Raw genomic sequence first — 12,725 nt, 5'->3', positions numbered from 1 at the left:
GGTATGACAGATGCCGGTGGCCTTGATCTCCACCAGAACCTCGCCGGCCTTCGGCCCTTCGAGGTTCACCTCCATCACTTCCAGAGGCTTGCCCGCCTCAACCGCTACCGCAGCACGTGTCCGCATCTCGTCTCTCCTTGTCCCGGTCATATTTGCCCCGACCGCAAAGGCCGGGTTTCTTGGATACCGGTTTCGTGTCAGGTTTCGCCCGCACCTGACCACACGGAACCGACATTTGTCAAAAAGGGAACGCCAATGCACCGATTTACCCCGATCCTTGTTCTGCTTACCGCCTGTACCGGCCCCATCGAGGAGGTACCTGTATCCGATCCCGCACCGGTCGATCTGAGTTTCTGCAAGGGGGATGATCTGGGAGAGATCGTGGGCCAACCGGTTGCGGATGTAGCGTACCTTCTGCCCGTAGGCGCGCGGGTGATTGACCCTGATTCCCCTGTAACACAGGACTACCGGCCCAACCGCCTGAATGTCTTTGCTGACAAGGCGGGAGTCGTGATCCGGCTGACCTGCGGCTGAACCCGCAGGAACCGGGTCGCCAGTGCCCGCCCGACAGGGCGATAAGACGCGGCATAACTCGACAGGAGGGCCGCATGATCCATATCACCGCACTTGACACCGGCACCGTTCGCGCATGGCAAAGAGGCGCGCCCGATGCCTATGGCAATCCGCCCGAGCGCGCGGTGTCGGATGGCGGTGGCAACCCGTGCCGCCATTGCCTGCGCTACATTCCGCAGGGGGCACCGATGCTGATCCTGGCGCATCGGCCCTTCGAGGGGCTGCACCCCTATGCCGAGACCGGGCCGATCTTTGTCTGCGCCGAGCCATGCGCCCGCCATCCCGAGGATAGCCCGCTGCCCGTGGTGCTGACCAGTTCGTCCCACTATCTGATCAAGGGCTATGCGCGCGACGACCGCATCGTCTATGGCACCGGGCAAATGGTTCCCGCCAGAGAGTTGCTCGTGGCTGCCGAGACCATGCTCAAACGGTCCGATGTCGTCTATGCGCATGTGCGCTCGGCTCGCAACAACTGTTATCAGGCGCGCGTCGACCGGGCCTGATCCGGGTGACAACCGCGCGCGCCTCTGTAGACTGACCTCAAGGGATAGCAAGAGGCGCGCTTGGACGCAGATCTGATACGTTTTGTGGTCGAGGAATCGCTGCGCATCGTGCAGCGCTACCTGTTCTTTGCAGCTGGGGCCTTTGCCCTGTTCTATCTGTTGCTGAGACGGGTGATGTGGTCGCGCAAGATTCAAAAGTGCTGGCCCCAGCTGACTGACTATGGTCGGGACTTAGTGTTTTCCCTGATCTCGGTCGGTATCTTTGCGGTGATCTCGTCGCTGATCTTTTTCATATTTCTCAATCACACCAATATCTATGGCGGGTCGATGGGCAGCCGGGGATGGGGGTATCTGGCCTTCACTTTTGTCTGGATGCTGGCGCTGCACGACACCTATTTCTATTGGATACATAGGCTGATGCATACGCGGGCGTTGTACCGACACGTGCATCTGGTACATCATCGCTCTACCAACCCCTCGCCCTGGACGGCCTATGCCTTTCACCCGATCGAGGCGGTTCTGGAGGTGGGCATACTGCCGATCATCGCCTTTACCCTGCCGGTGCACTGGGCGGCGGTGATGTATTTCTTCATCTTCCAGATCGCCTATAATGTCTATGGCCATCTTGGGTTCGAGCTCTATCCGCGCGGGTTTCACAAGCATTGGTTGGGCCGCTGGATCAACACCTCGGTCGCGCATAACCAGCATCACGGGCGGTTCACTGGTAATTACGGTCTGTATTTCCTGTTCTGGGACCGGGTGATGGGTACGCTACGCAGTGACTATGACGCGGCCTTTGAAAGGGCGACTGGAGCTGCGGTGCCTGTCACCCCGCCGAGGTAAGCGCCAGAAATACATCCTCGAGATCGGCCTGTTCGGTGCGCACGTCGCGGATGCGGATGCCAGCGGAACGGACTGCTTCCAGCACAGATTCTGCGCTGGTGCTCTGGCTGTGATAGCGCAATGCCAGAGTGCCGTCGTCGCGCGCCTCGGCCTCGATCCCCGGGCCTTGCGGCAGATCGGTGATGGGCCCTTCGGGCAAGATCACCATCGCGCGCGCGTCGAGGCGGCCGAGCAGGTTGGCGGTGCTGTCCCGTGCCACCACCTGACCCTGATTGATGATGGCGATCTGGTCGCACATCTCCTGTGCCTCTTCCAGGTAATGGGTGGTCAGGATGATGGTCATGCCTTCGGCGTTCAGTTTGCGTACATTGGTCCAGAGCATTTGGCGCAGCTCGATATCGACGCCGGCGGTGGGTTCGTCCAGCACCAGAACCTGCGGCCGGTGCACCAGCGCCTTGCCCAGCAACAGCCGCCGCCGCATGCCGCCCGACAGGGTACGAGCATAGGCCTCGGCCTTGTCGCTGAGGCCGATCATGGCGAGGATTTCGTCACTCCAGCGCCGTGATTTGGGCACACCGTATAGACCGGCCTGAACTTCCAGCGCGGCACGCGGGGTGAAGAACGGGTCGAGGTTCAGCTCTTGCGGCATCACCCCGATGGCGGCACGCGACTGGCGCGGGTTCTGATCCTGGTCAAATCCCCAGATCGTGACCCTGCCAGAGGTCTTGGTGACCAGCCCGGCAAGGATGTTGATCAACGTGGATTTCCCCGCCCCATTCGGGCCCAGCAGGCCAAAGACAGAGCCGCGCGGCACGCTCAGGTCGATCCCTTTCAGAGCCTGCTTTTCCGGCTGTCCGTGACTGCCGCGATAGGTCTTGGTCAGACCCTCGATCCGGATTGCGTCTTCGGTCATGCGCGGCTCTTGCTCCTGCTCGCCTTGTCGCTCATAAACGGACCTAATCCATGTCCGCAGTGCCGACAACCTGAAGAAAGGCCCCCGCGATGACCATCCAAGCGCCGGAAACCAAGATCGTTGAAAAAAGCCGCGTTGCCTGTGACGGGGGCGAAGGCGCTTTGGGACACCCGCGCGTCTGGTTGCAGATCCCCGAGGATAGCGGCTGGGTCGAATGCCCCTATTGCGATTGCAAATATGTTCTGAAGGGCACAGAGCAAGGCTGATTGCCTGCCCAAACGGGTTCCGCCCAAATCTCGCCCCGATTTTCACTTAGCCGCTTTGCTGTGACCATCGTGGGTAAGTGACATGACAGACATGACCGCTGCTGATACGGGCAACCCGGTTTTTGGTTGGACCGGATTCTTCCTTGCCGCACTGGCCTTGTTCGCGGCGCTTTTCGTGTTCTGGGCCGGGCCGTTTGCACCGCAACAATCCACCGGCGTTTCGCTGGGCGAGCTTGCTGCCGAGATCGGAAAATCGACCTTGAGGGCCGCCGCAGGCATGGAGCAACCCGAACCGGTCGCCCCCACCCGCGACCTGGATGACTACTTGCGTATCGGTGTCGCCATGTTGGGCGGTTTGGCAATTGTTGTCTCGGTGATTGGCATCCTTCGTCATGAAAAACGACGTCCGGCCATCGCCGGAGTGGTCATCGGAACGGGCGCGATCCTGTTCCAGTTTGTTACCGTAGCCTTTTTCGCCCTCCTCGGCGCGTTGGTCATCATGGCGCTGCTGAACAGTTTCTCGGATGTGTTCAGCGGTCTGTTTGGCGGTTAAGGCATGTTCCTGACTGGTCACCCGGCTGACCCTGTGGCAGAACCATCCCTGACCGACAGGGAGAGCGCGCATGAGCAATTTCGGGAAAGGCTGCCATCTGCATCTGATCGACGGATCGGCCTTTATCTTTCGCGCTTTCTTTCAAGCGAGTAACCGCGATGCAAAGTATAACTTCCGATCTGATGGTACGCCGACCGGTGCTGTCAGCGTTTTTTGCAATATGCTTTGGAGCGAACTGAACAAAGACCATGGTAGCGAAGCCCCGACTCACATTGCTGTGATCTTCGACAAGGGCAGTCACACCTTCCGCAACGACCTCTACGACCTTTACAAGGCAAACCGCGAGGCGATGCCCGAAGACCTGCGTCCACAGATTCCGCTGACCCGTCAGGCGACCGAGGCGTTCAACATCCCCTGCAAGGAGCTGGAGGGATATGAGGCTGACGACATCATCGCCACCCTGGCGCATCAGGCGCGCGACGCGGGCGGGCGGGTGACCATCGTCAGTTCCGACAAGGACCTGATGCAACTGGTGGGTGACGGGGTCGAGATGTTCGACGCCATGAAGAACAAGCGCATCGACCGCGATGGCGTGTTCGAGAAATTCGGCGTCTTCCCTGACCGCGTTGTCGATGTGCAGGCGCTGGCGGGCGACAGTGTCGACAACGTGCCCGGCGCCCCCGGCATCGGCGTCAAGACCGCAGCACTCCTGATCAACGAGTTCGGCTCGCTCGAAGATCTTCTGGACCGTGCCGAAGAGATCAAGCAGCCCAAGCGCCGCCAGACCCTGATCGACATGCGCGCCCAGATCGAGCTTTCGAAACGCCTGGTCGCGCTCGATGCGAACACGCCGCTCGACTTCACGCTGGACGATCTGGAACTGCGCGACCCGGATCCAGATACGCTTCTGGGCTTCCTGGCCGAGATGGAATTCCGCACCCTGACCAAGCGGATCGCCGACAAGCTGGGCACCGAAGCTCCGGTCATCACCGAGGCCCCGGCCCCCGCGACAGAGGATGCGCCCGCCCCAGAACAACCGCCCTTTGACGCGTCCAAATACGAATGCGTGCGCGATGCGGCGGCACTGGAAAAATGGATCGCCCAGGCCCGCGAACGCGGCTGGGTCGCGGTCGATACCGAGACCACCGGCCTGAATGAGATGACCGCCGATCTGGTCGGTATCTCGCTGGCGGTAGAGCCGGGCGCGGCCTGTTACATCCCGCTGACCCATCGCGACGGTGACGCGGGTGATCTCTTTGGCTCGGACAAGCTGGCCGAGGGGCAGATGCCGCTGCAAGAGGCACTCGATCTGCTGAAACCGGTGCTCGAGGATCCCGCGATCCTCAAGATCGGGCAGAACATGAAATATGATGCCAAGATCTTTGCCCGCTACGGCGTTGCGGTGTCGCCAATCGACGACACCATGTTGCTGTCCTATGCGATGCATGGTGGTTTGCACGGGCATGGGATGGATACGCTCAGCGAACGCTATCTCAGCCATACACCGATCCCGATCAAGCCGCTCTTGGGTTCGGGCAAATCGGCGATCACCTTTGACAAGGTGCCGATCGACGAGGCGACCGCCTATGCCGCCGAGGATGCCGACATCACACTGCGGCTCTGGCAGCTGTTCAAACCGCAACTACACCGCGCGCAGGTCACCACCGTCTATGAAACGCTGGAACGCCCGCTGGTGCCGGTGCTGGCCGAGATGGAGATGCATGGCGTCAAGGTCGACCGCGAGGTGTTGAGCCGGATGTCGAACGCCTTCGCGCAAAAGATGGCGGGGCTTGAGGCCGAGATTCACGAACTGGCCGGTGAGACATTCAACGTTGGGTCGCCTGCTCAAGTGGGCGAGATCCTGTTCGACAAGATGTCGCTTGAGGGCGGCAAGAAGGGCAAGACCGGCAAGTATTCGACCCCGGCGGATGTGCTCGAAGACCTGGCCACCGAGCATGAAATGCCCGCCCGTATTCTCGACTGGCGGCAACTGAGCAAGCTGAAATCGACCTATACCGACGCGCTCCAGACCCATATCAACCCCGATACCGGGCGGGTGCATACGTCATATGCCATCACCGGCGCCAATACCGGGCGACTGGCCTCGACTGACCCGAACCTGCAAAACATCCCCGTCCGCACCGAAGAAGGCCGCCGCATCCGCGAGGCTTTCGTGGCCGAACCCGGCAACGTGATGGTCAGCCTCGACTATTCCCAGATCGAATTGCGCATCCTGGCCCATATCGCCGATATCCCGGCGCTGAAACAGGCGTTTGCCGACGGGCTCGACATCCACGCAATGACCGCGTCCGAGATGTTCGACGTGCCGCTTGCGGAAATGACGCCCGAGATTCGCCGTCGCGCCAAGGCGATCAACTTCGGCGTGATCTACGGCATCTCGGGCTTTGGTCTGGCGCGCAACCTGCGCATTCCGCGCGCCGAGGCGCAGGAATTCATCGACCGCTATTTCGAGCGTTTCCCCGGCATCCGGACCTACATGGACGACACCATCGCCTTTGCCAAGGAGCATGGCTATGTACAGACCCTGTTCGGCCGGCGCATCCATACACCCGAGATCAACGCCAAGGGGCCACATGCGGGCTTTGCCCGCCGCGCGGCGATCAATGCGCCGATCCAGGGTACGGCGGCGGATGTGATCCGCCGCGCCATGGTGCGGATGCCGGATGCCATTCGCGACCTGCCAGCAAAAATGCTGCTTCAGGTGCATGACGAACTTCTGTTCGAAGTGGCAGAGGACGCTGTCGAGGACACTATCGCCGCAGCTCGCGACATAATGGAGGGCGCCGCCGATCCGGCGGTGCGACTGGATGTGCGGCTGGTGGTGGATGCGGGCCGGGGCGCCAACTGGGCCGAGGCACATTAGCGTCCGCTGCACGCGGTTCGCGTGGCGCCCCGTCAACCTGACCTGGCCGGGTTCAGGTTTCGCTGCGCACCAGGGCGGCGACCAGACGACGGGTCAACGGCGCCACGAACAGCAGCACCACCAGCGCGATGGGCCAGGCCAGCATCCAGGCGCTCATCCATTTGGCGGCCATGCCCGGAGCCACTCCGACAGCTCGGACGGTGGCCACGCATGTCACGATACAAGACATCAGGCCGGACATGATCGCGGCAGAGAGCAGGGGAGCGAACCGGGCGGGAAACATAGATATCTCCTAATGTATTCAAAATACCGCATATAACATCACCATCCGCGATGCAATCGCTTCGGATCAGACGGCGCTGACCCAGGCGATAAAGGCGGGTACGGTCAGGATCGAGACGGCGGTTGAGAGCAGGATCGCCGCCGAAGCGCGCTGTGGCGCCACCCCGTAATGGGCTGCCAGCATATAGACATTGCCCGCCACCGGCAGGGCCGCCGCGGCAATCGCGACCGAGGCCGAGAACGCATCGACCGGGAACACCCACAAGACCGCCAGCGCCACCAGAACCGGGTGGATGATCAGCTTGCACAGGCTCAGCCAGGCGGCGATCTGCACCCGTTCGGCCGAGCGCCCAGCCAGCGAGGCGCCGATGGCGAACAGCGCGCCGGGGGTCGCCGCCCCACCGAGAATGGTCAGAAAATCGTTCAGCGGTCCGGGGATCGGCAGGCGCAGCGATGACCAGATCAGCCCGGCGGAGATGCTGACGATCATCGGGTTCTTGAGCAGCCCCAGACCGATCAGGCGCAGCGTCCCCAGGCTCAGCCGCCCGTCACGCCCGCCATTGATCAGGATCACGATGAGCGAGGAAAACACGATCAGATCGACCGACAGGACCAGCATGACCGGGCCGATCGCCGCCTCACCAAACAGCATGGCCAGCATCGGCAGGCCCAGAAAGCCGACATTGCCGATGGCGGCGCATTGCGCCTCGACCGCCGCGGTCGGCACGTCGAGCTTGCGCAGGAATGCGACCAGTGAGGCGATGCCATAGACCCCGGCGGTGCCCCAGAGATAGCCCATCACCAATTGCCCGTTGAAAATCTCGGCAAAGGGCAGGGTGGCGGCAAACCGGAACAGCATCGCCGACAGGGCAAAGAAAAACACGAACTTGGTCAGATAGGCGGTCGCCTCGGGCGAGAAGAACCGGGTGCGACCGGCCCAGAACCCCAGGCCGATGATCACGAAAAACGGCAATGTGCGCAGAAAGACCTCGACCATGCAAAACTGGTAACATGATTTGACCGGATGACAAGGCCGCTAGCCGCTGCCGATCAGCACCCCGGCGGCCAGCACCAGCGCGCCGCCCACCACAACCTGGAATGCGGCGCGGAAGAACGGCGTTTCCATGTACTTGTTCTGGATCCAGGCAATGGCCCAAAGCTCGAAAAACACGATGAAGATGGCGATGCTGGTCGCGGTCCAGAAATCGGGGATCAGATAGGGCAAGGCATGGCCCAACCCGCCCAGCGTCGTCATGACGCCCGAGGCAAAGCCGCGCTTGACCGGAGAGCCCCGACCCGACAATTCGCCATCGTCCGAGGCGGCCTCGGTAAAGCCCATCGAGATGCCGGCCCCGACCGAGGCAGCGACACCGACCAGAAAGGTGGTCCAGGTGTCCTGAGTGGCGAATGCGGTGGCAAAGATCGGTGCCAGTGTCGACACCGACCCGTCCATCAGCCCGGCCAGTCCCGGCTGTACCCAGGTCAGGATGAACTGGCGATGCGCGGTTGCTTCCTCTGTCGCGCGGGTCTCGTCGTCCAGATGGGTCGATTCAAGATCGGACGCGGTGGCCTGATGCCCCGCCTCTGCGGCGGCCAGATCTCCCAGCAACTTGCGGGTGGCGGCATCGGTCGAGCGGGCGGCGGCGGCCAGATAAAACCGCTCGGCATCGCGCTCCATCGCTGTTGCCTCGGTGCGAATTCGTTCGATCCCGAGGTTTTCGACCAGCCAGACTGGCCTGCGCGCATAATACCCGGCTACATGCTCGCGCCGGATCAGCGGGATCACCGCGCCAAAGCGCCGTTCATGCAGAGCGATCAGTTGGGCCCGGTGTTGATCCTCTTCGGCGGCCATGCCGTCGAACAGTTTGGCCGTGGCGGGGAAATCGGCGCGCAGCATCTCGGCGTAAGAGCGGTAAATGCGCGCATCGTCCTCTTCGGAGGAGATCGCCAAGGCGATCACCTCTTGTTCTGACAGATCGCGAAAGTGTTTGCGATAGGATAGAAACCGCATGCTCGACCTCAAATTAGAATGATTCCAAGATAGCGTGCGCGCCCTTGCTTGCAACCGGTTTCGTCCGAATCGTTGAAACTACAGCCGCCGCAAAATAGGTTAACAAACCGAACATCAGCGGAGACGGAATGACCCAGGCTTCGACCATTCTGCGCACAGGACGCAAATTCGGCCAAGTGCTCAGGGGCGCGCGCGACGTGTTCATGAACGATGGGTTCGAAGGCGCCAATGTCGATGACATCGCGCGGGCGGCCGGTGTGTCCAAGGCGACTCTTTACAGCTATTTTCCCGACAAGCGCCTGTTGTTCGTCGAAGTGGCACAGAATGAATGCCAGTTGATGGCCGAACGTATCCTGTCAATGATCGATGAAACCCGGCCCGCGCGCGAGGTGCTGACCATCACCGCGACGCAACTGGTGGCGTTCCTGATTTCGGATTTCGCTCAGCAGGTATTTCGTATCTGCCTGGCCGAGCGAGAACGCTTCCCCGAACTGGCGCGTGCCTTCTATGCAGCGGGGCCTGAGAACGGCCAGCGCCAGATCTGCGAATATCTGGAAAAGGCGGTAGCGAAAGGCGAATTGGAAATCGATGACATTCCGATGGCCGCAGAACAGTTTTCGGAGCTTTGCAAGACGCGCCTGTGGACGCGTGCGGTATTCGGCATCCAAACGCGGTTTACCAAGTCTGAGATTGATGATGTGGCCTTGGCTGCCGTCGATACATTTCTGGCGCGTTACGGGGCCTGACAGGGGCGAGCGGCCAAATGAAAAACGCCCGCCAGAGGCGGGCGCTTTCCCAAATCCGATCTCGGACCCGATTAGCGGCGCAGGCCCAGACGCTCGATCAGCGACTGATAGCGAGCTTCGTCCTTGCCCTTTAGATAGTCCAGCAGCTTGCGGCGCTGGGCCACAAGCTTGAGCAGACCACGGCGACCGTGGTTGTCTTTCTTGTGGGTTTTGAAATGCTCGGTCAGGGTCGCGATGCGCGAGCTGAGGATGGCGACCTGGACTTCGGGCGAACCGGTGTCGCCGTCCTTGGTGCCATATTCCTTCATCACGCGTGCTTTTTCTTCGGCAGTGATCGACATCGGGGTCTCCTTGTCAGGTTAGAGTGAATGGCGCAGGCCGGGATGTCGTCCAGCACAGGCCCATGGAGAGTTTCCGCATCAGAGCGATTCCGCTGCGGATGCGCGCGTATACGCGGAAAAGAACGAGAGGGCAAAGGCTTTCTGCGGGCGCAGCTCAGGCCGCAGTTCCGGCCAGGGGCAGGTCGCCCGGACGCACCAGTACGATATCATTAATATCGCTCGGCTCGCCACCACGCAGCAGCGCAACCTCGTGTCCATCCACCATGACTCGGCTGATTTCAGGGTTCTCGGCGTCTTTGCTGATCTCAATGTCGGGGCTCTGCCCTTCCGGGCCATCCCAGATTACCATCAAACGGTCTTCCGCTGGATCAAAGTCCATGACCTCGACCGCCTCTACGCCTGACGGCCAATCACTCAAGAGGATATCGTCCTCTCCGTCGCCACCGGTGACGATGTCGCCAGCACCGGCCCAAATTGTGTCGTCACCTTGTCCGCCATTGAGATAGTCGACCTCCTGTTCGGTGTGCGGAAGCATAGCATTGGCTCCACCTTCGAGCCCGAGGATCAGGTCGTTGCCAAAGCCGCCGAACAAGATGTCCCGACCCGCGTCGCCGGACAGGGTGTCGTCGCCATATCCGCCATGCAAAGCGTCGTTGTCGTCGCCACCATCCAGAAGGTCGTCATCCTGACCGCCATAAAGCGTGTCGTCGCCACTGCCGCCTTGCATCTTGTCGTCTCCGAAATGGCCGAACAGGTTGTCATTGCCTGCGCCGCCATCCAGGCTGTCGTCACCATCTTCGCCATGCAACAGGTCGAACCCGCCTTCGCCGCGGATCTCGTCATTCCCGCCGGCGCCATGCAGCGTGTCGTTTCCATCGGCCCCGGCTATGGTGTCGTCCAGATCATACCCGTTGATCTGATCGTCCCCGTCCTCGCCGGTCAGAATATCGCCCTGGTCATCACCGGACTGGACCTGCCCGTTACCGCCGACGATGGCGTCTGCCATCAAAAGAGGTTCAGGCAGCACACCGCCGGAAACCATGCTCAGCGTTTCGGTGCTATCGCTATCCTGCTGGTCCTCTGCCGACAGCAGCTCCTCATCGTCTTCGTCCCCTCCCGTCATGAGAACGACACCGCCAACAGCGGCCAGCCCCAACAGACCTGCGAGCATCAACATCCCACTACTCCAGACACGCGTCGCCCCTGTCCGCAAATATCCCACGATTGCAAGGGGTTCGTCAAAGCTGTTCAGGATGGATGGTTAACGAGTGCCGGGTTCAGGCCAGAGCGCAGGTTGCTGGGCATAGCCGATATAAAGCGGATGCTTGGGATGCCCGTCCTTGGTCAGACCCAGATGGAACAGCGGCAGCCCGGTGCCGCGCAGCAGGCGTTCGACCGCTGGTCCACGGTCCAGATGGGTGCCATGCGTGCCCCAGGCGGCGACGATCTGATCTGCCCATTCGGTGCCCGCCAGGATGGCCGCATCGTTCTCTGGCCCGACCGGATCGGCGGCAGCGCGCATTTTGCGGGGATCGGTGTCGCGCCAGGCAAAGATATTGGTCACCTGAAAGGCGCCAAAGCCCAGCGTGCGCGCCCGCCGCTCGCAGCGTTCAACCGTTGGATCGTTTTGCACCTCGGTCGCGGTCGACGGGTTCAGCATCACGAACAGCGCCTTGCGCCCGGCCGGGTCCCAGACACGGGTCAGGCTGTAGCGGTAGCGCTCGCAGTCGGAATAGATGGCGGTCGACGGTGCGTCGCCCTTGGTATGGGTACGGGTGATCATGGGCGTGCCCTAGCACGCGCTGCGCCTTGCGTCACGCCCCGGAGGTTACTCGGACAAGGCGAAGACCCGCGACGGGTGCAGCTCGCCGGACTTGTATACCCCCACCGCCACCGCGCGCCCCTCGAACGAGGCCCAGGCTTCGTCGCCATATTCGGCGTCACCGGGATAGACCATGCCGGGATTGCCGTTGCGCAGGCGCTGGGCGCCTTCGGGGCTGCATTTCAGCTCGGGCAGGTCGGCCAGACCCTCCTCTAGCGGGCGCAGATAGCTGTCGAGTTCGGGCGTCTTGGCCATCTCGTCGATCTGCTCGATCGTGATGCCGTCCTCGGCCTCGAACGGGCCCGACCAGATGCGGCGCAGTTCGCGCACATGGCCGTGACAGCCCAGCGCGGTACCCAGGTCGCGGGCGATCGAGCGGACATAGCCGCCCTTGCCGCAGGTCATCTCCAGTACAACGTGGTCGGCGTCGGGCCGATCCACCATCAACAGTTCCTCGACCCAGAGCGGGCGGGCGGCCAGTTCCACATCCTCGCCGTCGCGGGCCAGTTTATAGGCGCGTTGGCCATCGATCTTGACCGCCGAGAACTTGGGCGGCACCTGCATGATATCGCCCAGGAACGGTGCCAGCGCTTCCTTGATCTGTTCATCCGTGGGGCGCAAGTCGCTAGAGGCGATCACCTCGCCCTCGGCATCGTCGGTATTGGTGGCCTCGCCCAGACGCACGGTAAAGACATAGGCCTTGAGCGCGTCGGTGATATAGGGAACCGTCTTGGTCGCCTCTCCCAGCGCGATGGCCAGAACGCCGGTGGCCTCGGGGTCGAGGGTTCCGGCATGACCGGCCTTGTTGGCGCCCAGCGCCCAGCGGACCTTGTTGACGACGGCGGTCGAGGTCATGCCGGCGGGCTTGTCCACCACCAGCCATCCCGAAATGTCGCGTCCCTTGCGTTTGCGTGCCATCCTGCCCTCGTCCAGATCTGAGGCGCGCGACCTATCTGATCCGGGCCGGGCTGTCAATTTGTGCCGCGCG

15 protein-coding genes and 1 pseudogene are annotated in these 12,725 nt (G+C 61.9%); 7 read left to right on the top strand and 9 right to left on the bottom strand.

From position 1 onward, the window contains the following. A pseudogene (locus AC2FNY_RS19105) lies at window positions 1-126 on the bottom strand (S-(hydroxymethyl)glutathione dehydrogenase); the annotation flags it as partial. Between the two features lie 129 nt (window positions 127-255). Here AC2FNY_RS19105 and AC2FNY_RS19100 point away from each other — a divergent pair. The 3 genes from AC2FNY_RS19100 to AC2FNY_RS19090 all read left to right on the top strand — a co-directional run bounded on the left by AC2FNY_RS19100 (window position 256) and on the right by AC2FNY_RS19090 (window position 1,919). Next, window positions 256-534, top strand: a complete 279-nt coding sequence (locus tag AC2FNY_RS19100; RefSeq protein WP_234139105.1) for an I78 family peptidase inhibitor — start codon at window positions 256-258, stop codon at window positions 532-534. A gap of 74 nt (window positions 535-608) precedes the next feature. After that, window positions 609-1,076, top strand: coding sequence for a DUF1203 domain-containing protein (locus AC2FNY_RS19095; protein WP_496803421.1), 468 nt, complete (start codon window positions 609-611; stop codon window positions 1,074-1,076). A gap of 60 nt (window positions 1,077-1,136) precedes the next feature. Continuing rightward, window positions 1,137-1,919 carry a sterol desaturase family protein gene (locus AC2FNY_RS19090; protein ID WP_496803420.1) on the top strand — a complete coding sequence of 261 codons (783 nt, stop codon included), beginning with the start codon at window positions 1,137-1,139 and terminating at the stop codon, window positions 1,917-1,919. Here the strand turns inward: AC2FNY_RS19090 and AC2FNY_RS19085 are convergent. Next, window positions 1,903-2,832 (bottom strand): ABC transporter ATP-binding protein, encoded by a 930-nt coding sequence (locus AC2FNY_RS19085; RefSeq protein ID WP_234139102.1) that lies wholly within the window; start codon window positions 2,830-2,832, stop codon window positions 1,903-1,905. The two genes, AC2FNY_RS19090 and AC2FNY_RS19085, sit on opposite strands and share 17 nt — an antisense overlap. 89 nt (window positions 2,833-2,921) lie before the next feature. On the opposite strand from AC2FNY_RS19085, the gene AC2FNY_RS19080 reads away from it, so the two are divergent. From AC2FNY_RS19080 to polA, 3 genes are all read left to right on the top strand, one after another. Next, window positions 2,922-3,098 carry a zinc-finger domain-containing protein gene (locus AC2FNY_RS19080; protein ID WP_234139101.1) on the top strand — a complete coding sequence of 59 codons (177 nt, stop codon included), beginning with the start codon at window positions 2,922-2,924 and terminating at the stop codon, window positions 3,096-3,098. A gap of 82 nt (window positions 3,099-3,180) precedes the next feature. Beyond that, entirely contained in the window at window positions 3,181-3,651 is a 471-nt protein-coding gene (locus AC2FNY_RS19075) for a hypothetical protein (RefSeq protein ID WP_234139100.1), read from the top strand. 70 nt (window positions 3,652-3,721) lie between these two features. Beyond that, complete coding sequence (gene polA, locus AC2FNY_RS19070) at window positions 3,722-6,535, top strand: DNA polymerase I (protein WP_496803419.1); 2,814 nt, start codon at window positions 3,722-3,724, stop codon at window positions 6,533-6,535. Between the two features lie 52 nt (window positions 6,536-6,587). On the opposite strand, the gene AC2FNY_RS19065 is transcribed toward polA, so the two are convergent. The 3 genes from AC2FNY_RS19065 to mbfA all read right to left on the bottom strand — a co-directional run bounded on the left by AC2FNY_RS19065 (window position 6,588) and on the right by mbfA (window position 8,828). After that, window positions 6,588-6,818: a DUF2798 domain-containing protein gene (locus tag AC2FNY_RS19065; protein ID WP_234145787.1), complete on the bottom strand. Its 231-nt coding sequence runs from the start codon at window positions 6,816-6,818 to the stop codon at window positions 6,588-6,590. 66 nt (window positions 6,819-6,884) lie between these two features. Then, window positions 6,885-7,814 carry an AEC family transporter gene (locus tag AC2FNY_RS19060; RefSeq protein ID WP_234172256.1) on the bottom strand — a complete coding sequence of 310 codons (930 nt, stop codon included), beginning with the start codon at window positions 7,812-7,814 and terminating at the stop codon, window positions 6,885-6,887. Window positions 7,815-7,853: 39 nt separating this feature from the next. After that, entirely contained in the window at window positions 7,854-8,828 is a 975-nt protein-coding gene (gene mbfA / locus AC2FNY_RS19055) for an iron exporter MbfA (RefSeq protein WP_496803418.1), read from the bottom strand. 128 nt (window positions 8,829-8,956) lie between these two features. Between mbfA and AC2FNY_RS19050 the strand changes: the two genes are divergently transcribed. Beyond that, a complete protein-coding gene (locus AC2FNY_RS19050; RefSeq protein ID WP_234139095.1) occupies window positions 8,957-9,574 on the top strand; it encodes a TetR/AcrR family transcriptional regulator in 618 nt (205 codons plus the stop codon). Window positions 9,575-9,645: 71 nt separating this feature from the next. Here the strand turns inward: AC2FNY_RS19050 and rpsO are convergent, their stop codons facing one another. The 4 genes from rpsO to truB all read right to left on the bottom strand — a co-directional run bounded on the left by rpsO (window position 9,646) and on the right by truB (window position 12,655). After that, a complete protein-coding gene (gene rpsO / locus AC2FNY_RS19045) occupies window positions 9,646-9,915 on the bottom strand; it encodes a 30S ribosomal protein S15 (RefSeq protein ID WP_234139094.1) in 270 nt (89 codons plus the stop codon). Window positions 9,916-10,069: 154 nt separating this feature from the next. Then, on the bottom strand, window positions 10,070-11,086 hold the full coding sequence (locus AC2FNY_RS19040; protein ID WP_496803417.1) for a calcium-binding protein: 1,017 nt from the start codon (window positions 11,084-11,086) through the stop codon (window positions 10,070-10,072). A 90-nt stretch (window positions 11,087-11,176) separates the two neighbouring features. Continuing rightward, the gene (locus tag AC2FNY_RS19035; protein ID WP_234139092.1) at window positions 11,177-11,698 is read right to left on the bottom strand and encodes a DUF1643 domain-containing protein; all 522 of its coding nucleotides are present in this window, start codon (window positions 11,696-11,698) and stop codon (window positions 11,177-11,179) included. Window positions 11,699-11,743: 45 nt separating this feature from the next. Beyond that, window positions 11,744-12,655, bottom strand: a complete 912-nt coding sequence (gene truB / locus AC2FNY_RS19030) for a tRNA pseudouridine(55) synthase TruB (RefSeq protein WP_496803416.1) — start codon at window positions 12,653-12,655, stop codon at window positions 11,744-11,746. Window positions 12,656-12,725 lie beyond the last annotated feature (70 nt).

Source organism: Ruegeria sp. BHSC223 (genome assembly GCF_059613025.1).
The sequence above is the reverse complement of the archived record's forward strand: the minus strand, read 5'-3'. Positions and strand labels throughout refer to the sequence as shown.

What these genes read in the sequence shown, in the direction of transcription:
- AC2FNY_RS19100 (WP_234139105.1), top strand. Translation starts at nt 256, where the DNA reads ATGCACCGATTTACCCCGATCCTTGTTCTGCTTACCGCCTGTACCGGC.
- AC2FNY_RS19095 (WP_496803421.1), top strand. Translation starts at nt 609, where the DNA reads ATGATCCATATCACCGCACTTGACACCGGCACCGTTCGCGCATGGCAA.
- AC2FNY_RS19085 (WP_234139102.1), bottom strand. Translation starts at nt 2,832, where the DNA reads ATGACCGAAGACGCAATCCGGATCGAGGGTCTGACCAAGACCTATCGC.
- AC2FNY_RS19080 (WP_234139101.1), top strand. Translation starts at nt 2,922, where the DNA reads ATGACCATCCAAGCGCCGGAAACCAAGATCGTTGAAAAAAGCCGCGTT.
- AC2FNY_RS19075 (WP_234139100.1), top strand. Translation starts at nt 3,181, where the DNA reads ATGACAGACATGACCGCTGCTGATACGGGCAACCCGGTTTTTGGTTGG.
- polA (WP_496803419.1), top strand. Translation starts at nt 3,722, where the DNA reads ATGAGCAATTTCGGGAAAGGCTGCCATCTGCATCTGATCGACGGATCG.
- AC2FNY_RS19065 (WP_234145787.1), bottom strand. Translation starts at nt 6,818, where the DNA reads ATGTTTCCCGCCCGGTTCGCTCCCCTGCTCTCTGCCGCGATCATGTCC.
- AC2FNY_RS19060 (WP_234172256.1), bottom strand. Translation starts at nt 7,814, where the DNA reads ATGGTCGAGGTCTTTCTGCGCACATTGCCGTTTTTCGTGATCATCGGC.
- mbfA (WP_496803418.1), bottom strand. Translation starts at nt 8,828, where the DNA reads ATGCGGTTTCTATCCTATCGCAAACACTTTCGCGATCTGTCAGAACAA.
- AC2FNY_RS19050 (WP_234139095.1), top strand. Translation starts at nt 8,957, where the DNA reads ATGACCCAGGCTTCGACCATTCTGCGCACAGGACGCAAATTCGGCCAA.
- rpsO (WP_234139094.1), bottom strand. Translation starts at nt 9,915, where the DNA reads ATGTCGATCACTGCCGAAGAAAAAGCACGCGTGATGAAGGAATATGGC.
- AC2FNY_RS19040 (WP_496803417.1), bottom strand. Translation starts at nt 11,086, where the DNA reads ATGCTCGCAGGTCTGTTGGGGCTGGCCGCTGTTGGCGGTGTCGTTCTC.
- AC2FNY_RS19035 (WP_234139092.1), bottom strand. Translation starts at nt 11,698, where the DNA reads ATGATCACCCGTACCCATACCAAGGGCGACGCACCGTCGACCGCCATC.
- truB (WP_496803416.1), bottom strand. Translation starts at nt 12,655, where the DNA reads ATGGCACGCAAACGCAAGGGACGCGACATTTCGGGATGGCTGGTGGTG.